At 56.2% G+C, this 25,628-nt stretch carries 29 protein-coding genes and 1 tRNA gene; 10 read left to right on the top strand and 20 right to left on the bottom strand.

All coding sequences use genetic code 11. The features are described 5' to 3' along the window. Window positions 1–460: 460 nt before the first annotated feature. The 4 genes from Q0Z93_RS00700 to Q0Z93_RS00685 all read right to left on the bottom strand — a co-directional run bounded on the left by Q0Z93_RS00700 (window position 461) and on the right by Q0Z93_RS00685 (window position 2,569). Window positions 461–535, bottom strand: a tRNA-Pro gene (locus tag Q0Z93_RS00700). A gap of 56 nt (window positions 536–591) precedes the next feature. Beyond that, window positions 592–1,362, bottom strand: coding sequence for an inositol monophosphatase family protein (locus Q0Z93_RS00695; RefSeq protein WP_298061560.1), 771 nt, complete (start codon window positions 1,360–1,362; stop codon window positions 592–594). 5 nt (window positions 1,363–1,367) lie between these two features. Next, window positions 1,368–2,000 (bottom strand): 7-carboxy-7-deazaguanine synthase QueE, encoded by a 633-nt coding sequence (locus Q0Z93_RS00690; RefSeq protein WP_298061558.1) that lies wholly within the window; start codon window positions 1,998–2,000, stop codon window positions 1,368–1,370. Further along, window positions 1,997–2,569 carry a phosphoribosyltransferase family protein gene (locus Q0Z93_RS00685; protein WP_298061556.1) on the bottom strand — a complete coding sequence of 191 codons (573 nt, stop codon included), beginning with the start codon at window positions 2,567–2,569 and terminating at the stop codon, window positions 1,997–1,999. Before Q0Z93_RS00685 ends, Q0Z93_RS00690 begins: the two co-directional genes overlap by 4 nt. A gap of 67 nt (window positions 2,570–2,636) precedes the next feature. Here Q0Z93_RS00685 and purE point away from each other — a divergent pair, with 67 nt between their 5' ends. The 3 genes from purE to Q0Z93_RS00670 all read left to right on the top strand — a co-directional run bounded on the left by purE (window position 2,637) and on the right by Q0Z93_RS00670 (window position 4,231). Then, the gene (gene purE / locus Q0Z93_RS00680) at window positions 2,637–3,149 is read left to right on the top strand and encodes a 5-(carboxyamino)imidazole ribonucleotide mutase (protein WP_298061554.1); all 513 of its coding nucleotides are present in this window, start codon (window positions 2,637–2,639) and stop codon (window positions 3,147–3,149) included. Window positions 3,150–3,239: 90 nt separating this feature from the next. Beyond that, a complete protein-coding gene (gene zupT, locus Q0Z93_RS00675) occupies window positions 3,240–4,064 on the top strand; it encodes a zinc transporter ZupT (RefSeq protein WP_298061552.1) in 825 nt (274 codons plus the stop codon). Between the two features lie 11 nt (window positions 4,065–4,075). Then, window positions 4,076–4,231, top strand: a complete 156-nt coding sequence (locus Q0Z93_RS00670; protein ID WP_298061550.1) for a hypothetical protein — start codon at window positions 4,076–4,078, stop codon at window positions 4,229–4,231. A gap of 136 nt (window positions 4,232–4,367) precedes the next feature. Here Q0Z93_RS00670 and Q0Z93_RS00665 read toward each other — a convergent pair whose 3' ends face one another. After that, window positions 4,368–4,679 carry a MotA/TolQ/ExbB proton channel family protein gene (locus Q0Z93_RS00665; protein ID WP_298061548.1) on the bottom strand — a complete coding sequence of 104 codons (312 nt, stop codon included), beginning with the start codon at window positions 4,677–4,679 and terminating at the stop codon, window positions 4,368–4,370. 199 nt (window positions 4,680–4,878) lie between these two features. On the opposite strand from Q0Z93_RS00665, the gene Q0Z93_RS00660 reads away from it, so the two are divergent. Next, window positions 4,879–5,568 (top strand): LytTR family DNA-binding domain-containing protein, encoded by a 690-nt coding sequence (locus Q0Z93_RS00660; RefSeq protein ID WP_298061546.1) that lies wholly within the window; start codon window positions 4,879–4,881, stop codon window positions 5,566–5,568. Between the two features lie 33 nt (window positions 5,569–5,601). Here Q0Z93_RS00660 and Q0Z93_RS00655 read toward each other — a convergent pair whose 3' ends face one another. The 7 genes from Q0Z93_RS00655 to serC form a co-directional block, all read right to left on the bottom strand. Further along, the gene (locus Q0Z93_RS00655; protein ID WP_298061542.1) at window positions 5,602–6,156 is read right to left on the bottom strand and encodes a 2-oxoacid:acceptor oxidoreductase family protein; all 555 of its coding nucleotides are present in this window, start codon (window positions 6,154–6,156) and stop codon (window positions 5,602–5,604) included. A 24-nt stretch (window positions 6,157–6,180) separates the two neighbouring features. Next, window positions 6,181–6,987 (bottom strand): thiamine pyrophosphate-dependent enzyme, encoded by an 807-nt coding sequence (locus tag Q0Z93_RS00650; protein ID WP_298061540.1) that lies wholly within the window; start codon window positions 6,985–6,987, stop codon window positions 6,181–6,183. After that, window positions 6,984–8,093 carry a 3-methyl-2-oxobutanoate dehydrogenase subunit VorB gene (locus Q0Z93_RS00645; RefSeq protein WP_298061538.1) on the bottom strand — a complete coding sequence of 370 codons (1,110 nt, stop codon included), beginning with the start codon at window positions 8,091–8,093 and terminating at the stop codon, window positions 6,984–6,986. Before Q0Z93_RS00645 ends, Q0Z93_RS00650 begins: the two co-directional genes overlap by 4 nt. A gap of 4 nt (window positions 8,094–8,097) precedes the next feature. Further along, window positions 8,098–8,328 (bottom strand): 4Fe-4S dicluster domain-containing protein, encoded by a 231-nt coding sequence (locus tag Q0Z93_RS00640; protein ID WP_298061536.1) that lies wholly within the window; start codon window positions 8,326–8,328, stop codon window positions 8,098–8,100. A gap of 174 nt (window positions 8,329–8,502) precedes the next feature. Beyond that, the gene (locus Q0Z93_RS00635; protein ID WP_298061534.1) at window positions 8,503–9,762 is read right to left on the bottom strand and encodes a DUF1015 domain-containing protein; all 1,260 of its coding nucleotides are present in this window, start codon (window positions 9,760–9,762) and stop codon (window positions 8,503–8,505) included. Between the two features lie 12 nt (window positions 9,763–9,774). Continuing rightward, the gene (locus Q0Z93_RS00630) at window positions 9,775–10,698 is read right to left on the bottom strand and encodes a 3-phosphoglycerate dehydrogenase (protein ID WP_298061532.1); all 924 of its coding nucleotides are present in this window, start codon (window positions 10,696–10,698) and stop codon (window positions 9,775–9,777) included. A gap of 245 nt (window positions 10,699–10,943) precedes the next feature. Further along, window positions 10,944–12,017 carry a 3-phosphoserine/phosphohydroxythreonine transaminase gene (gene serC / locus Q0Z93_RS00625; protein WP_298061529.1) on the bottom strand — a complete coding sequence of 358 codons (1,074 nt, stop codon included), beginning with the start codon at window positions 12,015–12,017 and terminating at the stop codon, window positions 10,944–10,946. Window positions 12,018–12,144: 127 nt separating this feature from the next. Between serC and Q0Z93_RS00620 the strand changes: the two genes are divergently transcribed. Genes Q0Z93_RS00620 through Q0Z93_RS00600 form a run of 5 tightly spaced genes read left to right on the top strand, consistent with a single transcriptional unit; the run spans window position 12,145 to window position 15,786 of the window. Further along, on the top strand, window positions 12,145–13,506 hold the full coding sequence (locus Q0Z93_RS00620) for an MATE family efflux transporter (RefSeq protein WP_298061527.1): 1,362 nt from the start codon (window positions 12,145–12,147) through the stop codon (window positions 13,504–13,506). Then, a complete protein-coding gene (locus Q0Z93_RS00615; RefSeq protein WP_298061524.1) occupies window positions 13,503–14,381 on the top strand; it encodes a YicC/YloC family endoribonuclease in 879 nt (292 codons plus the stop codon). Before Q0Z93_RS00620 ends, Q0Z93_RS00615 begins: the two co-directional genes overlap by 4 nt. 12 nt (window positions 14,382–14,393) lie before the next feature. Then, the gene (gene gmk / locus Q0Z93_RS00610) at window positions 14,394–14,960 is read left to right on the top strand and encodes a guanylate kinase (protein WP_298061522.1); all 567 of its coding nucleotides are present in this window, start codon (window positions 14,394–14,396) and stop codon (window positions 14,958–14,960) included. Window positions 14,961–14,975: 15 nt separating this feature from the next. Then, a complete protein-coding gene (gene nadD / locus Q0Z93_RS00605) occupies window positions 14,976–15,572 on the top strand; it encodes a nicotinate (nicotinamide) nucleotide adenylyltransferase (protein ID WP_298061520.1) in 597 nt (198 codons plus the stop codon). Then, on the top strand, window positions 15,550–15,786 hold the full coding sequence (locus Q0Z93_RS00600; protein WP_298061518.1) for a tetratricopeptide repeat protein: 237 nt from the start codon (window positions 15,550–15,552) through the stop codon (window positions 15,784–15,786). Before nadD ends, Q0Z93_RS00600 begins: the two co-directional genes overlap by 23 nt. A 114-nt stretch (window positions 15,787–15,900) precedes the next feature. Here Q0Z93_RS00600 and Q0Z93_RS00595 read toward each other — a convergent pair whose 3' ends face one another. The 8 genes from Q0Z93_RS00595 to Q0Z93_RS00560 form a co-directional block, all read right to left on the bottom strand. Next, the gene (locus Q0Z93_RS00595; RefSeq protein ID WP_298061516.1) at window positions 15,901–16,368 is read right to left on the bottom strand and encodes a lipocalin family protein; all 468 of its coding nucleotides are present in this window, start codon (window positions 16,366–16,368) and stop codon (window positions 15,901–15,903) included. 74 nt (window positions 16,369–16,442) lie between these two features. Continuing rightward, window positions 16,443–18,227: an aminopeptidase P family protein gene (locus tag Q0Z93_RS00590; protein WP_298061514.1), complete on the bottom strand. Its 1,785-nt coding sequence runs from the start codon at window positions 18,225–18,227 to the stop codon at window positions 16,443–16,445. A 2-nt stretch (window positions 18,228–18,229) separates the two neighbouring features. After that, entirely contained in the window at window positions 18,230–20,320 is a 2,091-nt protein-coding gene (locus Q0Z93_RS00585) for a S46 family peptidase (protein WP_298061511.1), read from the bottom strand. Further along, window positions 20,317–20,931: a Maf family nucleotide pyrophosphatase gene (locus tag Q0Z93_RS00580; RefSeq protein ID WP_298061508.1), complete on the bottom strand. Its 615-nt coding sequence runs from the start codon at window positions 20,929–20,931 to the stop codon at window positions 20,317–20,319. Before Q0Z93_RS00580 ends, Q0Z93_RS00585 begins: the two co-directional genes overlap by 4 nt. A 26-nt stretch (window positions 20,932–20,957) precedes the next feature. Continuing rightward, on the bottom strand, window positions 20,958–21,593 hold the full coding sequence (locus Q0Z93_RS00575) for a fumarylacetoacetate hydrolase family protein (RefSeq protein WP_298061506.1): 636 nt from the start codon (window positions 21,591–21,593) through the stop codon (window positions 20,958–20,960). Between the two features lie 10 nt (window positions 21,594–21,603). Then, window positions 21,604–22,758, bottom strand: a complete 1,155-nt coding sequence (gene lpxB, locus Q0Z93_RS00570) for a lipid-A-disaccharide synthase (RefSeq protein ID WP_298061503.1) — start codon at window positions 22,756–22,758, stop codon at window positions 21,604–21,606. 6 nt (window positions 22,759–22,764) lie between these two features. Next, entirely contained in the window at window positions 22,765–23,445 is a 681-nt protein-coding gene (trmD, locus tag Q0Z93_RS00565) for a tRNA (guanosine(37)-N1)-methyltransferase TrmD (RefSeq protein WP_298061500.1), read from the bottom strand. Beyond that, the gene (locus Q0Z93_RS00560; protein ID WP_298061495.1) at window positions 23,435–24,124 is read right to left on the bottom strand and encodes an MBL fold metallo-hydrolase; all 690 of its coding nucleotides are present in this window, start codon (window positions 24,122–24,124) and stop codon (window positions 23,435–23,437) included. The genes trmD and Q0Z93_RS00560 overlap by 11 nt, the downstream gene beginning before the upstream one ends. An 86-nt stretch (window positions 24,125–24,210) precedes the next feature. On the opposite strand from Q0Z93_RS00560, the gene rlmD reads away from it, so the two are divergent. Beyond that, window positions 24,211–25,617, top strand: coding sequence for a 23S rRNA (uracil(1939)-C(5))-methyltransferase RlmD (gene rlmD / locus Q0Z93_RS00555; RefSeq protein ID WP_298061492.1), 1,407 nt, complete (start codon window positions 24,211–24,213; stop codon window positions 25,615–25,617). The last annotated feature ends 11 nt before the right edge of the window (window positions 25,618–25,628 follow it).

Genomic DNA, 25,628 nt, shown 5'->3' with positions numbered 1-25,628 from the left:
TCCTCGCGCTACCTCGGCATAGCCCACAAGTGGTCTCTGCCCTCGGAACGCTGCTCGGTTCCTCCTCGCCGCTCACCTTATTCAGGGTAGAGGCCCCGGTTCGAGTGCCGAGCGGCACCACTGGCAGCGTCGGTTGTTCACAAAGAGAACAGTTCTATCCCGAACACGTACAATAAAACCTACTTTTCTTCTTTTTCGAGTTCGGCTCTGCGCCGGGGCCGCTTTTCGCGGCCGGGGGGCGGCGGAACCGAAAAATTGGGATAAGGGATGAACCGGTAAGATAAAGTATGTAATCGCGTAATGTTTCCGGAGCCAATCCGTGGCGGTGTCTGTATAGGGATAGGGGAAAAGCTTACAATCGGCTTTATCGGCTGCACTTCCACTACAATTCTTATCGGAAAACACAGAAGCGCCTTTAAAATCAATCACTTACGATGATTTTAAAGGCGCTTGGATTTTGTCGGGGAGACTGGATTCGAACCAGCGACCCCCTGCTCCCAAAGCAGGTGCGCTAACCGGACTGCGCTACACCCCGTAAATTCCGAACATACGGCAAAGGTAACCCTTTTTTCGTCCGCGGCCAAATTCGGGTTATCGGTTCAGTGCCGCCAAAACCGCGCCGTGTAAAGCCGCCGTGCAAGCGACAATGGAATCTCCCGTTTCCGGCTCCCCCCCGTAATAATCCGTAATGACACCTCCGGCCCCCCGAATCACCGGAATCAACGCGGCAATATCCCAACGGCTCATGATCGGATCGACCATAATGTCCGCCCGACCCGTCGCCAGCAGGCAGTAGCCATAAGCATCCCCCCACGTCCGCAGTATCCGGCACCGTTCGGCCAACGCCATGAAAGGGTGAATATTCCGGTGTTTCGCCACGTCCAGTATGTCAGTCGTCAGCAATGTCGCCTGTCCCAGCGAATTGCAGTCCCGCATCCGGGTTTGTACCCCGTTCCGCAACGCCACCCGGTTGTCTCCCATGATCAGATCGTCCAGCATCGGATTGTAAATCGCCCCGTAAACCGCCTTGCCCCCTGCCAATACCCCGATGAGCGTGGCGAACAGCGGCACCCCGTGAATGAAACTTTTCGTTCCGTCGATCGGGTCCACGATCCACTCGATCAAAGAGTTGCTGGCCGAAGCCGGATGGGTGCCGCTCTCCTCCCCCACGATCGCCCCGCCCGGAAACCGACTTTCGATCTGTGCGACGATATACTGCTCGATCTCCCGGTCGGCCTGCGTCACCGGCGAGTCGTCGGCTTTATAGTCCACGTGCACCCGGCCGATGTATTGATGAACGGTTTCCCGAATGGCCGGTGTCAAAGAGCGAACGAATTCCGAAAATTCCTGAAAGGTAAACATATGGGTTAAGGTATGTGCATGAATTTGTGGCTCTGGATCGAGATGTTCCACTGTGGATTGGCCTTCGCATACTCGACCAATACCGGAATCACCTCCCGGTAACGGCTCCACTCCGGTTGCAGGTAGAGCCTGCAATCCGGCGAAACCCGACCGGCATTCTCCTCGGCCCAAGCGATGTCGTCGGGCGTCTCGACAATGACCTTCAACTCGTCTGCCCGTCGCAGCACCTCCGGCAGCGGCGGCTGTTGCCGTTTCGGCGACAGACACACCCAGTCGATACTGCCCGACAGCGGATGTGTCCCCGAGGTTTCGATAAAGATTTCCACTCCCCTGGCCTTGAGCGAAGCGGTCAGCGGTTCCAGCGGATACAAGGTCGGTTCGCCGCCCGTAATCACAATCGCCTGTGCCGGCAGCGCCGCCGCCCGTTCCACAATTTCGGTGATCGGCGTCGGTGGATAGAGCCGGGCGTTCCACGTGAACTTGGCGTCGCACCACCGGCACCCCACGTCGCACCCCCCTAACCGAATGAAATAGGCCGGCTTTCCCGCATGATACCCCTCGCCCTGAATGGTGTAAAAATCCTCCACCAGCGGTAGCAGACGCCCCCCCTCCAACAGTTCGTATATATCGTTCGTCATGTCAGTTCGTCCTCGCATACGGCGTAAAGCGCTCCTAAATTCCGCCCCAGCCCGTCGTAGTCCATGCCGTAGCCGATGATGAATTTCGGTTCCGCCTCCAATGCCGCGTAGTCGATCGGCAGCGGTTCGGGCCGTTCTGTCTGATGATAATATGTCTCGGGTTTCAGCAACAAGGTCGCCACCCGAACACTCCGCGCCCCCTGTTCCGCCAGCATGGCTTGCAGTTTATGGATGGTCGCGCCGGTATCCACCACGTCTTCGGCGATCAGCACATCGCGTCCCCGGACATCGGTCGTCAGCGGCACGTCGATTTGAATGGTTCCGGAGCTCCCGAGGCCTTCATAAGACGAGAGTTTGACGAAGGCTACCTCGAAATCGCCCGTAAGCTGCCGGAACAGTTCTCCTGCGAAGACAAACGCTCCGTTCAGGGTCACCAAAAGCAACGGGCGTGCGGCATTCGCATAATCGCGGTTGATCCGTCCCGCCACATCGGAAATCGCGGCATGGATGGCCTCTGCCGGAATGTACGGCTCGAAACGGCGGTCGCGGATCGTAAGGGTCGGTTTCAAAAGAAATAGAAAGTGTGTTTGCCGAAAAGTTTATACCTTCGCAAAGTTAAATAAAATACCCTATCCTATGCAACCGAAAGTTTCGATCATCATGGGCAGCACGTCGGATCTGAATATTATGTCCGCCGCGGCCAAATTTCTCGATGAAATGAATATCCCGTTCGAGATCAACGCTTTGTCGGCGCATCGCACACCGGAATTGGTGCTGGATTTCGCGAAAAAGGCCCACGCGCGGGGGGTGAAGGTCATTATTGCCGGAGCGGGCGGAGCGGCCCATCTGCCGGGGGTGATCGCTGCGCTGACGCCGCTGCCGGTGGTGGGGGTGCCGATCAAGTCGTCCAACTCGATCGACGGCTGGGACAGTATCCTGTCGATGTTGCAGATGCCGTCGGGCATTCCGGTGGCTACGGTGGCGCTGGACGGGGCCAAAAATGCGGCGATTCTGGCCATGCAGATCATCGCGACGGGCGAACCGGAGGTGCAGCGGCAGATGCTGAAATTCAAGGCGGAGTTGGCCGATAAGATCGCGCAGGCCAATCGGGAGCTGGAGGCTGTGCAGTTCAAAAACCGGATCGGTTAGGGCCGGAAAACTTTTGCCCGGAATTTGCTATATTTGAAACCGTCCTACTTGCAGCAGGGCGGTTTTTTGTGCCCCATCCATCCGTAACTTATGGAGCAGAATGTTATTTATGCTTTGATATTGACCCTCCTGGCGGGTCTTTCGACTGGAATCGGGAGTCTGATCGCTTTTTTTGCCAAGCGCACGAACCGTACATTCCTCTCTTTTTCGCTCGGATTGTCGGCCGGAGTGATGATCTATATCTCGTTCGTGGAACTTTTCGCCCAATCGGCGGATATTTTGTCGACAGACTATGGCCCACGCTGGGGACAGATCGCTGCGGTCGTTTCTTTTTTCGGAGGTATTTTATTTATCGCCCTGATCGACAGATTGGTGCCTTCGGTCGATAATCCCCACGAGATGAGAAGCGTGGAAAGCATGCGGGTGGAGGTCAAAACGCTGGGAGGAAAACCCGTCCATTCCAAACACATGATGCGGATGGGGATTATGACGGCATTGGTGATCGGCATCCACAACTTTCCGGAGGGCATCGCCACGTTCATGACAGCCTTAGAGGATCCGCAGATGGGGATCGCCATTGCCGCGGCCATCGCTATTCACAATATACCGGAAGGGATTGCGGTGTCGGTGCCGGTTTATTATGCCACCGGCAGCCGGAAAAAGGCGTTCAAGTTTTCGTTCTTGTCGGGACTGGCAGAGCCGGTGGGAGCTGTGGTCGGTTACCTGATTCTCTTGCCGTTCCTTTCGCCGGCGATGCTGGGCTATATCTTTGCGGCGATTGCGGGGATCATGGTCTATATCTCGCTGGACGAACTGCTCCCGGCTGCACATGAGTACGGGAAACATCATGTGGCGATCTGGGGGTTGATTATCGGCATGGCGGTCATGGCGGTGAGTCTCGTCGCGTTTCAATAAATATCTGCAGTATGCCGAACCGATTTAAACGCTGGTGGACAGGAGCGTCCTGGAATGAGAAATTGATGTATGTACTGATCGCGGCGTTGGCGATCGGGATCGCCACGCGGTGGCGTTTTGTGCTCGACGAGGTCGGCGAGGCGTTCCGGAATATTTTTATGCGTTGATTCGGAAAGTGAATCTCAAACGTATATCCGATGACAAACCGACAGTTTTTTAGAATCTGATCCGCGTACATAGGGGCGGATACGGCGGTATGAACTATAATAAGCGGGCAGAGGTACTCCCCTGCCCGCTTTGTCGTTACATCCTCGGTTTCTGGACGATACGGATGACCAGCGAGGCGATGAAGATCAGTATCCCGTAGCATATGGGAATAATGGCCAGTCGCAGGCCGCCGCATAGCAGGCTCATGCTGATATCGCCGGCCATTTCGATGGCGCCGAATGCGTTGAACAGTCCTATGAAAGTGCTGAGTATGCCGGTGGAGAGTGCGATAGCACCGATCTCCCGAACCCAGGTAGGGGCTTTCCATGCGGCGAAGAAAAGGGCAATCAGTTCGATGGTCAGCAGTGACATCCAGCCCATGCCGCCTTCGATGAATAAATCGATCATGACTTGTGTAATTTAAAGGGTGACTAAAATGGTTGGGGGTTTCCGGATTTCCCTATGGCAAAGTTAGAGGTAATCGGATCGAATGGTAGGGTCGAATCCGGTTGTGGAGATGCCGAATCCCTTTCTTTGCCTTGCAGGAGCTGGATTTGGGCCGGGAAAGGGTAATTTTAGGGGAGAAAAAACAGAAAATTGTTTGAAGATGAAAAGCGGGTATGCAGTTCTGTATTGGAGCGGAATGATTGTATTGGTCGGTTTGGTGCTGGTCAGTTTCAGTTATTCGCTGGTTGAAGCGCTGTTTGTTTCGGTTTCGTTTTTGCCGTGCGTACTGTTGGTCGAGTATTTTTACCGACAATTGTCGTTCCGTCGCCTGTTCGATCTGGTCTGGTTTGCGTTCGGGGTGCTGTTTACGCAGTATCTGATCCTGTTGCTCGCCCATGCCTTGTTTTTCGAGTCGCCTGCGACCCGCCTGCCCGGCGTTTTGCTGAATCCGGTTTTCGTGTGGCTGGTGCTGTTCGTTTATTTGGCGCCGTTGAAACTGATCGAGTACTATTTGACCGGGAAGACGGAGGCTGATGCGAAGCGGTTCGTCGAGTTTATTTCGGACCGGAAACGGATTTCCGTAGAGGTCGGGCGGATCGCTTATATAGAGTCCAATGACGACGAGGTTTGGCTGCATACCGATGATGGCCGGGCATACCGCAATAAAACGAATATTTCTCACTGGGAACGGGAATTGGGGAGGCCTTTTTTAAGAACCCACCGTTCATTTCTGGTCAATGCCGGCCTGATAGAACGATACGATGAAGCGGCGGTTTACGTCCGGGGTATCCGGATCGACATTTCGCGTAAGTATCGTCCGGCGGTGATGGAATATATAAAAGGGCGGTGATGTCTGAGAATCACCGCCCTTGGGCTTGGCAGTTTATCCGTGCTGCTCTGACTTCCGGACCAGCTCCATCCCTCGCCGCAACGCCGCTTCATTCGCCGGAATCATCTTGTGCGCCCGTTCCGGCAGCGAATGCCTGAGACCCTCGATCACATTCTCGATCGTGACCAACGGTTTGATCCGCAGAAAAGCCCCCAGGACAAACATGTTGAACACCTTCGCATTCCCGCTCCGCGCCGCTTCGACCGCCGCATCAATGGTATAGATGTCCAAGTCCGTCCTGTGCGGCGGATGAGTAATCCCGTTCGGATCGTACAGCAGTGTCCCCCCCGCCTTAATGGAATCCTCGAACTTGTCCAGCGACTGCTGGTTCAGCACGATCCCCGTGTCGAACTCCTGCAGCACCGGCGAACTGATCTTGCGGTCGCTCAGAATCACCGTCACATTGGCTGTTCCGCCCCGCATCTCCGGCCCGTAAGACGGAATCCAGCTCACCTCCTGCCCCTGCATCACCCCCGAATAGGCCAGAATTTTTCCCATCGACAAAACCCCCTGCCCGCCGAATCCGGCTATAATGATCTCTTCTTTCATACGTAAACTCCTGTATCTGTGTCGTTATTTCTCGGTCGCGGCCGCTTGTGCGGAGAGGTCTTTCAAGTCCCCCAACGGATAGGTGGCGTGCATATTTTCTTCCATCCACCGGTTTGCCGCCACCGGCGACAGCTTCCATCCCGAATTGCAAGTCGCCACGATCTCGACGAATGAAAATCCCCGGTTCTGGATCGAGTTCTCGAATGCTTTCTTGATCGCCTTTTTGGCTCTCCGCACGTTGGCCGGCGTATTGACGCTCTGCCGCGTCACATAAGTCACCCCGTCCAACAAAGTCAGCATATCGGCCACTTTGAACGGATAGCCGTTCAAGGCCGCATCCCGCCCCATCGGCGTCGTGGCGGTCTTCATCCCGAGCAGTGTCGTCGGTGCCATCTGCCCTCCCGTCATCCCGTAAATCGCGTTGTTGATGAAGATGATCGCAATATTATCCCCTCGATTGGCCGCATGGATCGCTTCGGCTGTCCCGATCGCCGCCAAGTCCCCGTCCCCCTGATAGGTGAAGACGAGTTTGTCAGGACACAGGCGTTTCGCCGCTGTAGCCACCGCCGGCGCCCGCCCGTGTGAAGCCTGGATCCAGTCGATGTCGATGTAGTTGTACAGGAAAGCCGCACAGCCCACCGGCGTAATCCCGATCGCCCGATCCTCGGCGCCGAGTTCGTCGATCGCTTCGGCCACTAACTTGTGCACCGTCCCGTGCGAACATCCCGGACAGTAGTGCATTGTCGTATCCAACAGCAGCCTCGGCCGGTCGTAAACTTTTTCGGTCTCTGTCCCCGTCGTTTCGAGTATGGCAGTCTCTTCCGTCATCATTGCAGTCCTCCGGTTTCGGTCATCAATTGTTTGAGTGCGTCGTACACTTCGCGCGGCGAGTGGATGATCCCTCCGGTTCGGCCGAAGTGCCGCACCGGCATGGCCGCATTCCCGATCGCCATCCGCACGTCTTCGATCATCTGCCCCATGCTCAGTTCGACGGACAAGAATCCTTTGGCATGTTCCGCCGCCCGCCGGATCGTTGCCGCCGGGAAGGGAAAGAGCGTGATCGGCCGGATCAGCCCCACGCGCAACCCTTCGGCCCTGGCATCTTCGACCACTTTGGCGCAGATGCGCGACGAGGCCCCGTAAGCCACCAAAATATATTCCGCATCCGCAGTCTCCATCTCTTCGACCCGCACTTCGTCGCGTTCCATCCGGTCGTATTTCTCCTGCAGCTTATGGTTGTGGCGTTCCATCGTTTCCGGATCGATATAGCACGACGTGACGATATTCCGCTCCTTGCGCTGCATCGGCCCGGAACCTTTCCCCAGCGCCGCCCACGGACACTCCTCTCTGATTTGCGCTTCGGTCCGCCGCGGTTTCTGCGGGCTGAGCCGCACTTTTTCCATCATCTGTCCGATCACCCCGTCGGCCAAGATCACCACCGGGTTCAGGTATTTGAAAGCCAGCTCGAAAGCCAAGTCGACGAAGTCGTTCATTTCCTGCACCGAATTGGGGGCCAGCACCGGCATCCGGTAGTCCCCGTGTCCCCCTCCCTTGACAACCTGAAAGTAGTCGGCCTGCGACGCCTGTATCGTTCCCAAGCCCGGCCCCCCGCGCGAGACGTCGATCACCACGCAAGGCAGTTCCGCCCCCGCTAAATACGAAAGCCCTTCGCACATCAACGACAGCCCCGGGCTCGAGGTCGAGGTCATCACCCGTTTCCCCACCGACGCCCCGCCGTACACCATATTGATCGAAGCCACCTCGCTTTCCGCCTGCAAAACCACCATTCCGGTGGTCTTCCACGGCCGCAGCTCGGACAAAGTCTCCAAAACCTCCGACTGCGGGGTGATGGGGTACCCGAAGTAGCCGTCCACGCCGCATCTTACCGCAGCATGGGCCAGCACTTCGTTTCCTTTCATCAATTTAATATCTTCCATGCTTTTACGCTTGTTTTTTCTCTCTGTAAACGACGATGCAACTGTCCGGACACACCACCGCACACCCGGCGCATCCGATGCAGGCCTCCGGGTGGGCCATGTAGCAGTAGTTGTATCCTTTCGAGTTCACCTGAGGGCTCAGGCCGATGGTTTGCGTCGGGCAGGCTTCGATGCAGACGCTGCACCCTTTGCAGCGTTCGATGTCTACCACGATTCTCCCTTTTATCTTTGCCATAATGTGTGCGTTCTCCGTGTATTCTTCGATAATCGCAGTGCAAAGGTATCGGAATGGTTTATTAAGAAAAGGCGATATTTTGGAATTTCATACGGTGTCCAAATTGAATAAGAAAAGGAGTAACGTATTGTTACTCCTTTTCTTATGTACAGCTATGTTCGTGTGTCCAACCGATTACTCTTCCAGAGAATGGATGACTAACCCGGATCGTAATTTCGGCTCGAACCACGTGGTTTTCGGCGGCATGATATTCCCCGTGTCGGCAATGTCGATCAGCTGTTTCATCGACACCGGATACAAGGCGAATGCCACTGCCATCTCCCCGCTGTCCACCCGCCTCTGCAATTCGCCCAAGCCCCGAATCCCGCCTACGAAGTCGATCCGCTTGTCCGTCCGCAAATCCTTGATGCCAAGTATCTTGTCCAGTACCAAGTTCGACAGGATCGTCACATCCAGTACTCCGATCGGGTCGTTATCGTCATAAGTCCCCTCTTTGGCTTTCAGTTCATACCACTCCCCTCCCAAATACATGGCAAAGTCATGTAATTCAGCCGGTTTGTAGATCCCCTTCCCTTTTTTCGTAACCGTAAAGTCTTTTTCCAAAGCAGCCACGAGCTCCGTCGGCGCAAGCCCGTTCAAATCGCGCACCACCCGATTGTAGTCGATGATTTTCAGCTGGTTGTCCGGAAAAATCACCGTCAGAAAGTAGTTGAATTCCTCCTCGCCCGTATATTGTCCGCCGGCTTTGAGAACAGCCTCTTTCTTTTCCAGTCCCACCCGTGCCGCCGCCGCTGTCCGGTGGTGTCCGTCCGCCACATACAAGGCCGGTATCTTGGCGAAAATTTCCGTAATCCGCGCAATCGTATCCCGGTCGTCGATTACCCAGAAGCGGTGTCCGAATCCGTCCCCGTCGGCCACGAAATCGTATTCCGGCGCCTTTGTCGTAACAACCTGACGGACAATCGCATCCATCTCCGCATTCGCCGGATATGCGAAAAAGACCGGTTCGATATTGGCATTCTGGTTCCGCACGTGGATCATCCGATCCTCCTCCTTGTCCGGCCGCGTCAACTCGTGCTTCTTGATCCGCCCCTCCACGTAATCCTGAAAGTGGCAAGCCGCCACCAACCCATACTGTGTCCGCCCCTCCATCGTCTGGGCATAGACATAGTAATGCTCTTCCCTATCAGCTATAAGCCACCCGTTGTCCTTCCACCGTTTGAAGTTGGCCACGGCGCGCTCGTAAGCGGCATCGGAGTGTTCGTCGATGATCGGGTCGAAGTCGATCTCCGGCTTAATGATATGCAGCAGCGACTTTTCTCCCGCCTCCGCTTTCGCCTCCGCAGAGTTCAGCACGTCGTACGGCCGCGAGGCCACCTCTTTGGCCAGCTCCCGCGGCGGCCGAATCCCTTTGAACGGTTTGATTTTCACCATAATAAGGCTGTTTTAGCGATTGACCTGAAATTTGGTGACCCCTTCCTTGAAAAACGCCACGATCTGCCGCACCGCCGCCAATCCCGCATTGACATTGGCCTCCGCCGTTTCCGCCCCCATCTTTTTCGGCGTGGCGAAGAAGCGTTTGCCGAATTTTTCCGCCAGCTCTGCCGCCGTATCCGGTGCGATGTCGGTAATGTATTTCAAGTCTGTGCGTTCGTCGAGCGCGCGCATCAATCCCGCCTCGTCGATCACCTCCTTGCGTGCGGTATTGACCAGCGTCGCCCCTTGCGGCATCGACATCAAGAGCTCATATCCAATAGAACCCTTTGTTTCAGCCGTCGTCGGAATGTGCAGCGACACGTAATCGCTGTTCGCATAGAGTTCCGCTGCGGAAGAAGCCATCCGTACCCCGTCCCCGGCGAAAATCGCCGGATCGGTAACGAACGGATCATAAGCACTCACCTCCATCCCCAGCGCCCGCCCGTATCGCGCTACGATCCGCCCCACGTTCCCATAGGCGTGAATCCCCAGCCGTTTTCCGCTGATTTCATGCCCTGTCCCCGGCGTAAACTGGTTGCGGGCCATGAAGATCATCATCGAGATCGCGAGTTCGGCCACGGCATTGGAGTTCTGTCCCGGCGTGTTCATGGCCACGATCCCCCGCGCAGTGCAAGCGGCCAAGTCGAGGTTGTCGTACCCTGCTCCCGCCCGCACCACGATCCGGAGTTTCGGTGCCGCGCCGATCACGTCTGCCGTCACCTTGTCCGACCGCACGATCAACGCATCGGCATCGGCCACCGCCGCTTTCAACACATCGACCGATGCGTATTTTTCCAACAAAGCGCATTCCAATCCCGCTTCGCGCGCAATGGCTGCCATACCGTCCGTGGCTTGCTTGGAAAAGGGTTTCTCGGTTGCTATTAATATTTTCATAATTTTTAGTCTTTATCCATTCTTTTTTTCAAACTGCCGCCCGCAGATGTCGTTGGTACGTAACGAACCTCTGACAATTGAAATATTCCGCACGCGAAAGCCCTTCCGGAAGCGTCGTGTTTTGCCTTGAGGGGGCCGCGCAGGACGCGCGGACACCCGACAAGGCGAAACCGGCTGGAGGCAGTTTCTTTGTCTACTTTCTTTGCTGGCAAAGAAAGTAGAAGCCCCCGCCGGCTTGAGGCGGATTAAATGTATTGTTTTTCAAACTCCTGCATGCAGTCTACCAACGCCTGTACGCTCTCCTTGGGCATCGCATTGTAGATCGAAGCGCGGAAACCGCCCACCAAGCGATGTCCCTTGACCCCCACCATGCCGCGCGCTTTCGCGAAATCGAGGAATGCCGTCGGTTCCAAATCCTTGTGCGCATCGCTGTAGACGAAGCAGACATTCATCAGTGACCGGTCTTCGCGCGCCGCCGTGCCGACGAACATCGAGTTGCGGTCGATTTCGTCGTACAAGAGCGCCGCCTTTTCCGCGTTGAGCTTCTGAATGGCCGGCACCCCGCCGATCGACTTGAGCCACCGCAGCGTTTCGCGCACCACGTAGATCGGGAATACCGGCGGCGTGTTGAACATCGATCCCCCCTCGACATGCGTCCGGTAGTCCAGCATCGTCGGAATCGGCCGCGAAACCTTGCCCAGAATATCGTTGCGCACGATGACGAACGTCACCCCCGCCGGCCCTAAGTTTTTCTGCGCCCCGCCGTAGATCAGTCCGTATTTCGACACGTCCACCGGCCGCGAAAGGATGTCCGACGACATGTCCGCCACCAATGTCACCGGCGAGTCGAGGTCGGTTTTGTACTCCGTCCCGAAGATCGTATTGTTGGTCGTGATGTGGAGGTAGTCCAGGTCGGCCGGGATCGCGTATCCTTTCGGAATATAGGAGAAATTCCTGTCTTCCGACGATGCCACCGCCACCACGTCGCCGAACAGTTTGGCTTCTTTCATCGCTTTTCTGGCCCACACTCCGGTATTGACGTACCCCGCTTTCCGTTCCAGCAGGTTGAACGGCACCATGCAGAACTGCATGCTCGCCCCCCCGCCGAGAAACAGCACGCTGTACCCCTCCGGAATGTTCAGCAGCTCTTTGAGCAACGCTACCGCTTCGTCCAGCACCTCCTCGAAGTCCTTGGTGCGGTGCGATATTTCGAGCACCGAAAGACCGATGCCATTGAGGTCCAAAACAGCTTGGGCGGCGTTTTCGACCGCTGCGCGGGGCAGGATCGAAGGCCCTGCGGAGAAATTATGTTTTTTCATATTTCGGAATGTTTGATTCGTCGTCGATGCAGCGCAAAGCCTGGTCTGGTGCAAAAACGGCTATCAAATATCGGAAATATTCTCCGATAATGAAATTTTTTGCGAATTTTGTTCAGCCAACACCTCTATGAAAGATTTCACCTCCGGCCCTGTCGGGCGGCAGATTCTGCTTTTTTCGCTGCCCATCATCATGGGCAATTTCGTCATGCAGCTTTACCAGATCGTGGACAGCGCCATCGTGGGACGCTATCTGGGCAAAGAGGCGCTGGCGGCGGTCGGAGCCAGCACGCCGGTAGTGTTCGCCGTAATCGCATTGGTGATCGGGGTCGGCAGCGGAGCGAGCGTCGTATTGTCGCAGTATTACGGAGCCAGACAGTACGATAAAGTCAGGCTGACCAGCGATACGCTGCATGTTTTTCTGGTCGGGTCGGGGCTGGTCGTCGCGCTGGTGGGGATTTTTTTCAGTGAGGGCATTTTCCGGCTTATCGGTTTACCTCAGGAACTCATTCCTTTAGCTGCGGATTATTTGCGTATTTATTTAGGCGGTATCTTTCTGCTGTTCGGATTCAATACGGTGGCGGCTGTTCTGCGGGGAGTGGGCGACTCGAAAACACCGCTTTATTTTCTGCTTCTGTCGGCGATTCTCAATGTGGGATTGGATCTGCTTTTCATCTTAGTGTTCGGTTGGGGTGTGGCCGGGGCAGCCTGGGCGACCGTCGCGGCGCAGGGGGCGGCTTATTTTACGGCCGTGTGGTATATCAATGCGGGGAAATCGATTTTCCGGATCGATCTGCTGAAATTGCGGTTCGACCGGACGATTTTCCGGCAGTGCATCAATTACGGGCTGCCGACGGGAGTGCAGCAGGCGTTCGTGGCTTTCGGGATGGTGGCCCTGATGGGGATCGTCAACGGATGGGGGACGGATGTGATCGCAGGCTACAGCGCGGCGATCCGGGTGGATCATTTAGCGGTGATCCCGTCGATGAATTTCGCTATGGCGCTGACCAGTTTCACGGGACAGAACGTGGGGGCCGGACACCTGGATCGCGTGCATAAAGGGTTGAAAATGACGATGATTTTTTCGTCCCTGACCTGTGTGGCGATTACGGCGGTGATTGTGCTGTTCGGGGCGGACATCTTGAGGATTTTCACCGTCGATCCGGACGTGATCCGGGTGGGGACGGAATATTTAGTGATTGTCAGCCTGTTTTATCTGATTTTCAGCGCCATGTTCGTTATCAACGGGATGCTGCGGGGGGCCGGGGCGGTCATTTTTCCGATGTTTTCCACGTTGGTTTCGCTGTGGGCAGTGCGTATTCCTGCGGCGATGTGGCTTTCCCGGCTGATGGGCGAGCAGGGTATCTGGTGGTCGGTGCCGATCGGCTGGAGTGTCGGGCTGGCGATCGCTTACGGATATTACAAGAGCGGGAAATGGGAAAATCACTCTATCTTTGCTAAAAATAAGAAGAAACCAGAATCTGCATTATGATAAAATCGATGACCGGTTACGGACGTGCCGAAAGGCATACCGACCAACGCAAAATCATTGTGGAAATCAAAAGTCTGAACAGCAAGCAGCTGGATTTGTCGGCCCGCATCCCCTCCATTTACCGGGAGAAGGAGTATGAAATACGAAATACCGTGGGCAAGGCGCTGGGACGGGGTAAAGTAGACTTGTTCGTGTCGGTCGAGAATATCGGGGGAGCGAAAACCAATGCCGGTTCGATCAATATCGAATTGTTCAAGGCATATTATTCGCAACTGGCCGAGTTGCAGAAAGAATTGGGCGACACGAACACGGCGGAGCCGCTGATTACAACGGTGCTTCGTTTGCCGGATGTGATGCAGACCGAGGCGGTGGCGATCAGCGATGAGGAATGGGCCGCGCTTTCGGAGGCGGTGGACGAGGCGGTGGAAAATCTGAACCGGTTCCGTGCGCAGGAGGGGGCGGTGCTGATCGCCGATCTGTTGAAACGGATCGACACGATCGAGGAGTTGGCGGCCCAGATCGTGCCGCTGGAGGAGGAACGGATCGAAACGGTGCGCGCACGGCTCATGGAGAACCTCAAGGCCTTGCAGGTGCATGTGGACAACAACCGTTTCGAGCAGGAGATCATCTATTACCTCGAAAAGTTCGACATCACGGAGGAAAAGGTGCGGCTCAAGCAGCACTGCAACTATTTCCGCACTGTGGCGGGCGAGTCGGAGGGGGTGGGACGCAAGTTAGGCTTCATTGCGCAGGAGATCGGCCGCGAGATCAATACCACGGGGTCGAAAGCCAATCATGCGGGGATACAGAAGATCGTGGTGCGAATGAAGGACGAGCTGGAGAAAATCAAGGAACAGTTACTCAACCTTTTATAAAACGTTCGGCTTATGGGCAAGGTATTGATATTCTCGGCGCCGTCGGGTTCGGGCAAAACGACGATCGTCAAACATCTGCTGGCGCGTTTTCCGGAACTGGAGTTCTCCATTTCGGCCACGTCGCGGGCGCCGCGGGGCGAGGAGCGGGACGGGGTGGACTACTATTTCATGGATGCGGCGGAGTTTGCGGCGCGGGTCGAAGAGGGGGAATTCGTCGAGTGGGAGGAGGTCTATGCGGGGACGTGCTATGGGACGCTCAGGGCCGAAATCGAACGGATTTGGGATCGGGGGCATGTGGTGGTGTTCGACGTGGATGTGATGGGGGCGCTGAATATCAAGAAACTGTTCGGCGACCGCGCCCTCTCGATTTTCATTATGCCGCCGTCGGTGGAGGCGCTGCGGGGGCGGTTGGAAGGGCGCGGAACGGACTCGCCGGAGGCGATCGAACGACGGCTGGCGAAAGCGGAACAGGAGATCGGGTACGCGCCGCGGTTCGACCGGGTGATCGTCAATGACGATCTCGAAACGGCTTATGCCGAGGCGAGACAAGTGGTCGGGGATTTTCTGGCAGCCAAGTAAATATCGGCGGGGTTCATGGAAAGGATGCGGAAACGGGTGGCGTTGCTGATGGGATCGTTCAATCCGGTTCACTGCGGGCATCTGGCGGTGGCCCGGTATGTCTTGGCGCGGGGGCTGGCGGACGAGGTGTGGCTCGTGGTGTCGCCGCAGAATCCGCTGAAAGACCCGGCGGAACTGGCTTCTTTTGCGGATCGTATGGAGATGGTGCGGCTGGCGTTGGAGGAGATCGGCGACAACAGGCTCGGGGTTTGCGATGCGGAGGCTTCCCTGCCCCGGCCTTCCTACACATTCAATACAATCCGGCATTTGCAAAATCTATATCCGGGTACGCAGTTTATCATTCTGGCCGGCAGCGATATTGCCGATCAGCTGCCCCGGTGGTACCGGGCGGAGGAGTTGCGGCGCATGGTTCGGTTTTTGATTTATCCGCGCAACGGGGGGACGGCGTCGCCGGAGATGGCGCAGGCGCCGGTTTACGGGGTCGATTCGACTTCGATCCGGGCGGCATTGGCGACGGGGATTCCTATTGGGGCTGATGTGATACCGGAACCGGTCTTGGACTATATCAGGGACAAAAAACTGTACGGCTATGGACAGCAGCGGGACGATTGAATACTGGACGAAGATGATCGAGCGGCATCCGAAGGAGGCGGAGTATTATTTTGAACGGGGGCGGCTGCATTATCGGAACAACGATTTCGGCGAGGCGATCAACGATTTCAATCGGGCGTTGGAGCTCGATCCCGGACATACTGCGGCGCGGCAAATGTGGGAAATGGCGCAGGCGATTTTCAACTTTCGGAATTTCGACCTCTATAATCCGTGACAAGTTTTTCGGGAAAAGGCATTTTGAACGTGTCGAAGCCTATTTTTCGTAGATGAGCGGGTGGTCCGATCATTGGAATGACGGCCATCCGCTCTTGTTATTCATTCGGCTGTTTCATTCGCTCTGCCGGGTGAAGACGAGTTTCGACGTGTCGAAGCCCAGTTGGTCTGCCCGGTCGATCAACTGCCGGATCGTTTTTTGCGGCAGCTTCGGCGTCCGGGAGAGTATCCACAGGTATTTTCTCTTTTTCCCTCCCACCAGCGCATACCGGTAGTCCGGATCGAGCGCCAGAATGTAGTACGGCGAATAGAAAGGCCCGAAGAACGAGACTTTCAGAAATCCCGGCCGCGTCGGATCGTCCGGCGCCCCCAGTTTCGCCTTCCCCTCCGCCACGGACAACCGGCTGCCCGGCTTCTCTTTGCGGCCGCTATTGACGACGCGCACCTTTCCGTCCGGCCGCATCATATACTCTGCCGTTACGGAGTGCATGTCGCGTTCAAAACGAAAATCGAAGCGGGCGATTTCGTACCATTTGCCCAAATACTTTTTCAGATCGAAATTTTGAATCGGATCGTATTCCATAATCGTGTTTTTTAATAGGATAACTCGATGATGGAATAGTCAATAATTGTGCCGAACGAATCCCTCCGCGTTCGTTACACCGGTCGCGTCCTGTCGCGCAGCCACTGTTTTTCGTCCGTGTTTAACAAAGGGGCCAGCCGTTCGTAGACCTTCGCATGATAGTCGTTCAGCCACTCCCGCTGGTCGGCGTCCAGCACGGCCGTATCGACGGCGCGCAACGAGATGGGGCACAAGGTCAGCGGCTCGAACCGCAGGAATCCCTCCGGACATCCCTCAGCCGTCACTAAAGTCAGGTTTTCGATCCGTATCCCGTACCGCCCCGCGAGGTACAGCCCCGGCTCGCAGCTCTGCACCATCCCCGGTTCCAATACCACCGGATTTTCGTTCATCCGGATCGACTGCGGCCCCTCGTGCACGCACAGGAAGTGCCCTACCCCATGCCCAGTCCCGTGCAGGTAGTTCTGTCCTCTGTTCCACAAGTGCCGCCGGGCCAAAACATCCAACTGCGCCCCCCGCGTCCCGACCGGGAACCGGGCTGCACTCAGGTCGATCATCCCCCGCAGAACCGCCGTATAATCCTGCCTCTGTTCCGCTGTGGGCGTTCCGAAATGGTAAGTCCGCGTAATGTCCGTCGTCCCGTACAGATACTGCCCTCCGCTGTCGATCAACAGAAAACTGTCCGTTCCGACCGGTATGTCGCTCTCCGGCGTCGCCTCGTAATGTACGATCGCTCCATGATCGCCATATCCCGCAATGGTCTCGAAACTCTCGCCGCGAAACCCCTCTTTCGCAGCAGCCGCCTGCCGAAATTCATGCAGTTTGGCTGCAATCTCCAATTCTGTAGGGCATTCTCCTGCTTTTACGATTTTTTCGAGCCACATCTCGAACCGCACCAAAGCCGCCCCATCCACCTCCATCGCCCGCCGGAACCCCGCGATCTCCGTCGGGTTTTTGACGGCTTTCATCGCCGAGATCATTCCATAAGGCGTCGCCTCTTTCACGATGCGGGCCCCCGCAGTCTCCAGCAGGGTGTAGTGGTATTGATCCAACCCGTTCGGATCGACGATCACGGTTTTTCCGCCCCATGTTCCCAGATAGTCGCTGAAAGTGTGGTAAGGGCGCATCTCGACACGGGCCTCCCCGCGGAGCCGTTCCCGGTCGTCCGGCGTAAACTTGTCCCGATCGACGAACAGGATCGCCCGTTCCGGTTCGATAGCCAGATAACTGACAACCACCGGATTATAGGCAATATCCCCACCCCGTATATTGAGTGCCCAAGCGATTTCGTCCAGCACGGCCACAATCCGCACCGCCCCATCCGACATCGCCGCCCGAATACGTCCGAGCTTGCCGATCGCCGCCTCGCCGCTGTATGCCGCGTCCAACACCATCGCCCGCGCATCCGGCAATGCCGGCCGACCGTCCCAAATCGTCGCGAACGGGTCGCCGACAGCCGTTAGTTCGATCCCGACCGCCGCCAAATTCCCTTTCAATCCCTCGAACGTCGTCCGACTGAACAACCGCCCGTCCACACCGACCCGACTGATCCCGCAAGCGCTTAGCCAATCGGTCAGGGAAGGCGTCCCTGCCAACCCCATCCGCTGCAACTCGATTCCCGTCCCTGTCAACTGCGTTTCGGCTTGCAGGAAATAGCGCGAATCGGTCCACAACGCCGCCCGTCCGTCCGCCGTAACCGCCACCGTCCCCGCCGAGCCGTCGAAGCCGCTGATCCACGCCCGGCATCCCCAATGCGGCGCCACATATTCGCTGAAGTGCGGGTCGTTGGAAGGCACGATAAACGCCCCCACCCTCTGTTCCCGCATCCAGCCCCGCAGTTTTTCCAATCGTTTCCAAATCATCGTTATTCCGCAAATTTCATTTCATCCAGCAGATACCCCGCTCCGCCGACCCGGTCGATCAGGAACAGCGCGTAACGAATATCCAATGCGATATTCCGGCAGGCGACCGGATCGTACTCCAAGTCGGACATCGTCCCCTCCCAGCAGCGGTCGAAATTGACCCCGATCAACTCGCCGCGGCCGTTGAGCACCGGACTGCCCGAGTTCCCGCCCGTCGTGTGGTTCGTCGCGATGAACGCCACCGGCACCGTCCCGTTCACCGCCCACCGGCCGTAGTCTTTCGCCTCGTACAATTGTCGCAGCCGTTCCGGAACATCGTAGTCGTAAATCGCCGGATTGTCCTTCTGCATCACCCCCTCGAGTGTCGAAACCGGCTCATACACAACCGCATCCGCAGGCCGATAGCCCTCCACCCGGCCGTAAGCGATCCGCAGCGTCGAGTTGGCGTCCGGATAGAACTCCCGTTCGCCCCGCTGCATCTCCATCCTCCCCCGGACATAAGTGCGGTACAAGCGGTCGATCCGCTTGTTCAAAGCCGTGTATTCCGGTTCGATAGCGGTTTTATATGCTTTCATAAAGGCCCGATAAGCCCGTACCGCCGCATCCCGATCGATTGCCCCGCGAATGGCCGTCGTATCGCCCGACGCCAGCAGCCGCCCGACCTGCACCGAATCGGCGAAAAGCGTAGAGTCGAAAACCGCCTCCACATCAATCCCCGCCGGCCGGAATCGTTCCGGTATATTCCGCACGTATTCCGCCAGCAATGCCTGCGCCGTCTCCCGGTCGATCGCCGGCACATAATCTTTGTAGAATTTCTCCGCCGCCACCCGCAGTCGGTCGATCGTCTCCGGTTCGAGGTCTCGGGCATCGGCAAACTGCCCGGCAAATTTGAGCAGCTCGATCGCCAGCACCGCCTCCGTATGATAATCGCGCGCCAAAGCGTACGGTTCCAGCGAATCGTACAGCGCCGCCAACCGGGTCGTAACTCCCGCATACTCCGGCTTGTCCGCCGCCCATGCCTCGAAACGCCGTTCAAACGCCTGTTTCTTGGCCACCGTCCCCAAACGTTTCAATCCTTTCATTTCTCCCTGCCATTTCTTCCAAGCGTTCGACACATTAGCATTCTTGGCCGCATACTGGATCCGCACCGCCGGATCGGCCGCCTGCGCCCGGTTCATAATATCGAGCCGCAACGTCCGCAGCTTCACCTTATGCGGATCTCCCATTTCCTGCGTATACCGCACCGCCTCGGAGTGCAAGTACTGGTAAGTCCGCCCCGGAAAACCGTAGACGAAGGTGAAATTCCCCTCCCGAATCCCTTTCAGCGAGATGGTGAACGATTTTTTCGGCACATACGGCACGTTGTCCGGCGAATACGGCGCCGGTTTGTTGTCTTTTCCCGCATAAACCCGGAAGATCGAGAAGTCGCCCGTATGCCGCGGCCACATCCAGTTATCCGTATCCCCGCCGAATTTCCCCACCGCCGACGGCGGAGCAAACACTAACCGGACATCCTCGAACACTTCGTAAACGAACAGAAAGTATTGATTCCCATAATACAATGCCTCTACCGAAGCGTGGTAATGATTGCCCTTGGTCGCCTTTTTGACGACAGTCTTTATATTGGCATCGATGATCCGCATCCGTTCCGTTTCGTTCGTCGATGGCGTTATCCCTTTGAGTACCTGATCGGTAACGTCCCGCATCTCAACCAAAAAGCTAACTACCAGCCCTGGGTTGGGTAGTTCTTCAGATCGGTTCATCGCCGCAAACCCGTGGGTCAGATAATCGTGTTCCACCGAGCTGTGCTGCTGAATCTGTCCGTATCCGCAGTGGTGGTTGGTAATCAGCAGCCCTTGGTCGGAGATGAGTTCGCCGGTGCATCCGCTCCCGAACCGCACGATCGCATCTTTCAAACTGGCTTGGTTAACGGCGTACAAGTCCTGCGCCGTGAGCCGGAATCCTTTGGAACGCATGTCTTGGATACGTCCCTGGCCGATCAGGCTCGGCAGCCACATCCCTTCGTCGGCACGGGCGAATACGACGGTGAACAGTAAAGCGAGGGTCAGCGTAAAAAAAACGGGCTTTCTCATGTCTGTTTATGGATTGTCTCTGTGTAATGCGTTTTGATGAATTCGGTCAAACCGGTGTATAAAAGCCGCGTAGGCAGCCCCATGACGTTATAAAACGACCCTTCGATCCGTTCAATCCCCACGTAGCCGATCCATTCCTGAATCCCGTAGGCCCCCGCCTTGTCGTATGGCCGGAAGTTGTCCACGTAATATTCGATTTCCGCCGGCGATAAAGGGCCGAAAACCACCCGCGCAGTCTCCGATAAAACTTTCTGTGCCGAACGGTTCCGGATCGCAATTCCCGTGGTCACTTCATGCGTCGAGCCCAACAAAGAACCGAGGATTTCGATCGCGTCCTCCCGCCCCTTCGGTTTGCCGATCACCCGCCCGCCATGAATCACCACCGTATCTGCCGTAATCAGTATCTGATTATCCGTCAATGCGTTCGGATAGGCCCTCGATTTCAACTCCGCCAGATAAGCCGGCACGTCATGCGGCGCCAAAGATTCCGGATAACGTTCATCGACCGGATACGGCCGGGCCGTGTCGAACGGAATCCCCATCCCCGCCAACAACTCCCGCCGCCGCGGTGATCCGCTGGCTAAGATAATCTTTATATAATCCGGTATCATATTGATATTTACCGCATTTGCATGGGCTATTTAATGTCGAAATCCAACATTGTCCGCCCCTCCAATTCCGCCGTAATCCGGTCGCCGATATGCACCTGCCCCACCCCCACCGGCGTCCCGGTAAAGAGCAGATCGCCGATCCGCAAGGTAACGAATCGCGAAACATAGGCGATGATCCGGTCGATGCTGAAAATCATATCTCCGGTATAGCCGGTTTGTTTGCGTTCGCCGTTCAAATCCATGGAAAAACGGAGGTTCTGCACGTCGGGCAGTTCTGTTTTGGGAATGAAAGCCGGCGCAACGGCCGCCGAATGGTCGAACCCTTTGGCGATCTCCCACGGCCGCCCTTTCGCTTTGCATTCGCGTTGCAAGTCTCTGGCCGTGAAGTCGATCCCCAATCCCACCTCCTCGTAGCAACGGTGGGCAAACCGCTCCTCGATCCCCTTGCACAACCGGTTGATCCGCACCACCAATTCGCACTCGTATTGCACATCTTCCGAAAAATCGGGGATATAAAACGGATCGTTGTTCCTGAGCAGCGCCGTGTCCGGTTTGATAAAGAAAACCGGTTCCTGCGGAATCGCCTGTTCTTTCCCGTCCCAGACGGACGGCAGCTCCCGGACGTGTTCCGCATAGTTCATGCCGATGCAGATAATCTTCATCCCGAATAACTTACTGTAATAATCGTACCATCTCTTCCGCCACCCGTCGCGACGCCCCCGGTGCCCCCAAAGCATTGTGCAATTCTCTGAAATCCTGCATCATAGGCCCGTGTTTATCCCCTCCTGGCAATACAGCCTTCAGCTCTTCCGCCGCGATTTCGGGAGTAAATTCCTCCTGGATCAGTTCCCGAACCGCTTCTTTGTCTAAAATCAGGTTGACCAACGAGATAAAACGCAGTTTCACCAACCGTTTCGCCACCCAGATGCTGATCGCCGAGCTGCGGAAGCAGACCACCTCCGGCACATTCAGCAATGCCGTTTCGAGCGTCGCCGTCCCCGAGGTAACCAGCGCCGCCGCCGACTGAGCGATCGTCTCGTATGTCTTGTCGCAGACGAACCGTACCCCGCTCCCCGCCAAATATTTGTCATACAGCGACCGATCGAGCCACGAGACCCCCGTCACCACGAACTGGTACTCCGGCATCGAGTGCGCAACAGCCACCATATACGGCAGGTTATACCGTATTTCCGAACTCCGGCTTCCCGCCACCAACGAAATGATCGGGCGTTCGTCCAAGCCGTTCGCTTGCCGGAAAGCCGCTGCACTCTCCGCCGTAACCGCCGGCCGTTCCGTCACCGAATCCATGATCGGATTGCCCGCATAGAAAGCCTCGATCCCGTGCCGCCGGAAATATTCGATCTCGAACGGAAAGATAATGAACAACTTATCCACATACCTCCGAATCCGGACGACCCGTTTTTCCTTCCATGCCCATACCTTCGGAGCAATGTAATAAAATACTTTAGGTCGTGATGTGTTATTCCCTGATCCTAAATAAGTTCTGGCAAATTTCGCCATCCGAAGATTAAAGCCCGGGTAGTCGATCAGAATCAAGGCATCCGGCCGATAAGCCGCGATGTCCTCCCGGCAGAACCGCATCTGCTGTCCGATCCGCCGCAGGTTCTTGAGCACTTCCCAGAAGCCCATGATCGAAGCCTCCTTGTAATGCTTCACCAATGTCCCGTACATTCCCGCCGCCGCAATCATCTTGTCGCCGCCCCAGAACCGAATCTCCGCCTCCGGATCGGCTGCCAGCAGGCCCTTGATGAGGTTCGATCCGTGCAGGTCGCCCGACGCTTCACCTGCTATGATGTAATACTTCATATCATTCTATTTAATTTCCAATAAATCAGGTCTTAGCCTCTGTGTCCGCTCGTAAGCCTGATCCTCCTGCCAACGCGAAATTTCGGCGAAATTCCCCGACAACAATACGTCCGGCACCCGCCACCCGTTGAACTCCGCCGGACGCGTGTAAACCGGCGGTGCAAGTAAATTGTCCTGAAAGCTGTCTGTCAAGGCCGAACACTCGTCGCCGATCGCCCCCGGCAGAATCCGAACCACACTATCCGTAATAATCGCCGCCGCCAGCTCGCCCCCCGTCAAGACATAGTCCCCGATCGAAATTTCCCGCGTAATCAAATGCTCGCGCACCCGATAATCCACCCCCTTGTAATGCCCGCAGAGGATCATCAGGTTGTTCAACGTGGACAACCGGTTGGCCTCCTGCTGATTATAGGTGATCCCGTCCGGCGAGGTATAGATCACCTCGTCGTATTCCCGCTGGGATTTCAAGTGCGTAATGATTTTGTAGATCGGCTCGACCTTCATCACCATCCCCGCCTCCCCCCCGAAAGGATAGTCGTCCGCCGTCCGATGCTTGTCCTCGCAATACTCCCGCAGGTTGTGGATGTGAATCTCGACCAGCCCTTTGTCCTGCGCCCGTTTGATGATTGATTCGCTCAGCGCGCCGTCCAACAGCTTGGGCAGCAAGGTGATAATGTCAATTCTCATGCTTAGCGGTGTCCTCTTTGTAGTTCACATCGCCCCGCAGCGCCTCGACGATGAACGGATTGAACATCACCTCGTGCGCAATGGTGCTCTGCGCCCCATGCCCCGGAAAAATCCGAGTATTGCCGCCCAGCGGAATCACCCGTTCGATGATGCTGTCCATCAAGGTCGGGTAGCTGCCGCCCGGCAAATCGGTTCGCCCGATGCTCTCCTTGAAAAGCAAATCTCCGGTCAGCAGCAGTTCCGCTTCCGGCGCGTGGATCGCCACATGCCCCGGCGAATGCCCCGGTGTTTGCAGGATATGCAGCGTGCTGTTGCCCACGGATAGGGTTTGAGTTTCTGCCAAATCGATGTCCGGAGACGGAATCGGATCGACGTCGAAACCCATATCGGCATAACAGTGTGCCATCTCCATGATCGGCTTTTCGTTCCGATGCAAGGCGAATGGAACTCCCCATTTCCGCTTGACGAATTCCACGCCGCAGATATGATCCACGTGTCCGTGCGTATTGAGCGCCAGTACCGGCTGCAATTCATTCTTCTCGATAAACGAGGCGAGCGCCTGCCGCTCTTTGTCGGAGTTGCATCCGGCGTCGACAATCACGCATTTTCTGGTCTCGTCGAACAGGATATAGGTGTTCTCGCCGAACGGGTTGAAAGTGAGTGTGGCCAGTTTGATCATAGCAGGGGCGATGTATGGTTGTCCGGTTCCAAATTTACGAATTTTACCTGTATCTTTGTCCGTATCCGAACGATGAATCATCATTTATGAAGCCGAGAAAGAACAAATATCCGCAGATCGAAGGGCTGGAAATTACCGATATAGCCGCGGAGGGGAAATCGTTAGGAAAATACAACGACGTGGTGGTTTTTGTGCCTCATACGGTGCCGGGCGATGTGGTCGATGTGCAGATCAATCGGAAACGGCGGCGGTTCATGGAAGGGTATGTCCTTGATTTCGTGAAGTATTCTCCGATCCGGGTCGAGCCTTTCTGCAAGCATTATGGAGAGTGCGGGGGGTGCAAGTGGCAGGCGCTTCCCTACCCGATGCAGCTGGAATACAAGCAGCGGCAGGTGGAGGAACAGCTGCGGCGGTTGGGCGGGATCGAACTGCCGGAGATTTCGCCGATCATCGGGGCGGCGAAAAGCGAATACTATCGTAACAAGCTGGAATTTACCTTTTCGGACAAACGGTGGGTGCCCCGTTCGGAGGTGGCAGCAGGGGCGGCTGCGGGCGATGGGAATGCGCTGGGGTTCCATATTCCGGGGATGTTCGACAAGGTGTTGGATGTGGAGTGGTGTCATCTGCAAGAGGAGCCGTCGAATGCGATCCGGTTGGCGGTGAAACGTTTTGCCGAAGAAAACGGATTTGAATTTTATAACTTGCTGGAACATCGGGGGTTTCTGCGGAACATCGTCATCCGCACTTCAAGTACGGGGGAAGTGATGGTTACGGTGGTTTTTGCCGACGACGATCCGAAACGCGAAAAACTGCTCAATTTTTTAGTTGAACAGTTTCCTCAGATAACGTCGCTTAACTACATAATAAACAACAAGCTCAATGATTCGATCGGTGATTTGGAGGCTTTTTGTTTCGCCGGGAAACCGTATATGGAAGAACGGATGGAGGGGCTGACTTTCCGGATCAATCCGAAGTCATTCTACCAGACCAATTCGGAGCAGGCATACAACTTGTATAAGGTGGCGCGCGACTTTGCGGAGCTGACGGGCGGCGAGGTGGTGTATGACCTCTATACGGGGACGGGGACGATCGCCAATTTCGTGGCGGCGCGGGCCAAGCGGGTCGTGGGGATCGAATATGTGCCGGAGGCGATCGAGGATGCCAAACGAAATTCGGCCTTGAACGGGATCGACAACACACTGTTCTTTGCGGGGGATATGAAAGATGTGCTGAACGGGGCGTTTATCGAGCGATACGGACGGCCGGAGGTCATTATTTTGGATCCGCCGCGGGCAGGGATTCACGGCGATGTGGCGACGACGATTCTGGCCGCTGCACCTGAACGAATCGTTTATGTAAGCTGCAATCCGGCGACGCAGGCGAGGGATTTGGCGATTTTCGACGAGGCGTACCGGGTGACGAAGGTACAGCCGGTGGATATGTTCCCTCATACGCACCATGTCGAAAATGTAGTTCAGCTGGTACGACGTTAATATCGTTTTTT

The organism is uncultured Rikenella sp., from assembly GCF_947628055.1.
Classification (GTDB): Bacteria; Bacteroidota; Bacteroidia; order Bacteroidales; family Rikenellaceae; genus Rikenella.
This window is presented reverse-complemented; position numbering and strand designations above follow the sequence as displayed.

Coding starts and splice junctions, on each gene's coding strand:
- Q0Z93_RS00695 (WP_298061560.1), bottom strand. CDS start 1,362: ATGTTTACCTTTCAGGAATTTTCGGAATTCGTTCGCTCTTTGACACCG.
- Q0Z93_RS00690 (WP_298061558.1), bottom strand. CDS start 2,000: ATGACGAACGATATATACGAACTGTTGGAGGGGGGGCGTCTGCTACCG.
- purE (WP_298061554.1), top strand. CDS start 2,637: ATGCAACCGAAAGTTTCGATCATCATGGGCAGCACGTCGGATCTGAAT.
- zupT (WP_298061552.1), top strand. CDS start 3,240: ATGGAGCAGAATGTTATTTATGCTTTGATATTGACCCTCCTGGCGGGT.
- Q0Z93_RS00670 (WP_298061550.1), top strand. CDS start 4,076: ATGCCGAACCGATTTAAACGCTGGTGGACAGGAGCGTCCTGGAATGAG.
- Q0Z93_RS00665 (WP_298061548.1), bottom strand. CDS start 4,679: ATGATCGATTTATTCATCGAAGGCGGCATGGGCTGGATGTCACTGCTG.
- Q0Z93_RS00660 (WP_298061546.1), top strand. CDS start 4,879: ATGAAAAGCGGGTATGCAGTTCTGTATTGGAGCGGAATGATTGTATTG.
- Q0Z93_RS00655 (WP_298061542.1), bottom strand. CDS start 6,156: ATGAAAGAAGAGATCATTATAGCCGGATTCGGCGGGCAGGGGGTTTTG.
- Q0Z93_RS00650 (WP_298061540.1), bottom strand. CDS start 6,987: ATGATGACGGAAGAGACTGCCATACTCGAAACGACGGGGACAGAGACC.
- Q0Z93_RS00645 (WP_298061538.1), bottom strand. CDS start 8,093: ATGGAAGATATTAAATTGATGAAAGGAAACGAAGTGCTGGCCCATGCT.
- Q0Z93_RS00640 (WP_298061536.1), bottom strand. CDS start 8,328: ATGGCAAAGATAAAAGGGAGAATCGTGGTAGACATCGAACGCTGCAAA.
- Q0Z93_RS00635 (WP_298061534.1), bottom strand. CDS start 9,762: ATGGTGAAAATCAAACCGTTCAAAGGGATTCGGCCGCCGCGGGAGCTG.
- Q0Z93_RS00630 (WP_298061532.1), bottom strand. CDS start 10,698: ATGAAAATATTAATAGCAACCGAGAAACCCTTTTCCAAGCAAGCCACG.
- serC (WP_298061529.1), bottom strand. CDS start 12,017: ATGAAAAAACATAATTTCTCCGCAGGGCCTTCGATCCTGCCCCGCGCA.
- Q0Z93_RS00620 (WP_298061527.1), top strand. CDS start 12,145: ATGAAAGATTTCACCTCCGGCCCTGTCGGGCGGCAGATTCTGCTTTTT.
- Q0Z93_RS00615 (WP_298061524.1), top strand. CDS start 13,503: ATGATAAAATCGATGACCGGTTACGGACGTGCCGAAAGGCATACCGAC.
- gmk (WP_298061522.1), top strand. CDS start 14,394: ATGGGCAAGGTATTGATATTCTCGGCGCCGTCGGGTTCGGGCAAAACG.
- nadD (WP_298061520.1), top strand. CDS start 14,976: ATGGAAAGGATGCGGAAACGGGTGGCGTTGCTGATGGGATCGTTCAAT.
- Q0Z93_RS00600 (WP_298061518.1), top strand. CDS start 15,550: ATGGACAGCAGCGGGACGATTGAATACTGGACGAAGATGATCGAGCGG.
- Q0Z93_RS00595 (WP_298061516.1), bottom strand. CDS start 16,368: ATGGAATACGATCCGATTCAAAATTTCGATCTGAAAAAGTATTTGGGC.
- Q0Z93_RS00590 (WP_298061514.1), bottom strand. CDS start 18,227: ATGATTTGGAAACGATTGGAAAAACTGCGGGGCTGGATGCGGGAACAG.
- Q0Z93_RS00585 (WP_298061511.1), bottom strand. CDS start 20,320: ATGAGAAAGCCCGTTTTTTTTACGCTGACCCTCGCTTTACTGTTCACC.
- Q0Z93_RS00580 (WP_298061508.1), bottom strand. CDS start 20,931: ATGATACCGGATTATATAAAGATTATCTTAGCCAGCGGATCACCGCGG.
- Q0Z93_RS00575 (WP_298061506.1), bottom strand. CDS start 21,593: ATGAAGATTATCTGCATCGGCATGAACTATGCGGAACACGTCCGGGAG.
- lpxB (WP_298061503.1), bottom strand. CDS start 22,758: ATGAAGTATTACATCATAGCAGGTGAAGCGTCGGGCGACCTGCACGGA.
- trmD (WP_298061500.1), bottom strand. CDS start 23,445: ATGAGAATTGACATTATCACCTTGCTGCCCAAGCTGTTGGACGGCGCG.
- Q0Z93_RS00560 (WP_298061495.1), bottom strand. CDS start 24,124: ATGATCAAACTGGCCACACTCACTTTCAACCCGTTCGGCGAGAACACC.
- rlmD (WP_298061492.1), top strand. CDS start 24,211: ATGAAGCCGAGAAAGAACAAATATCCGCAGATCGAAGGGCTGGAAATT.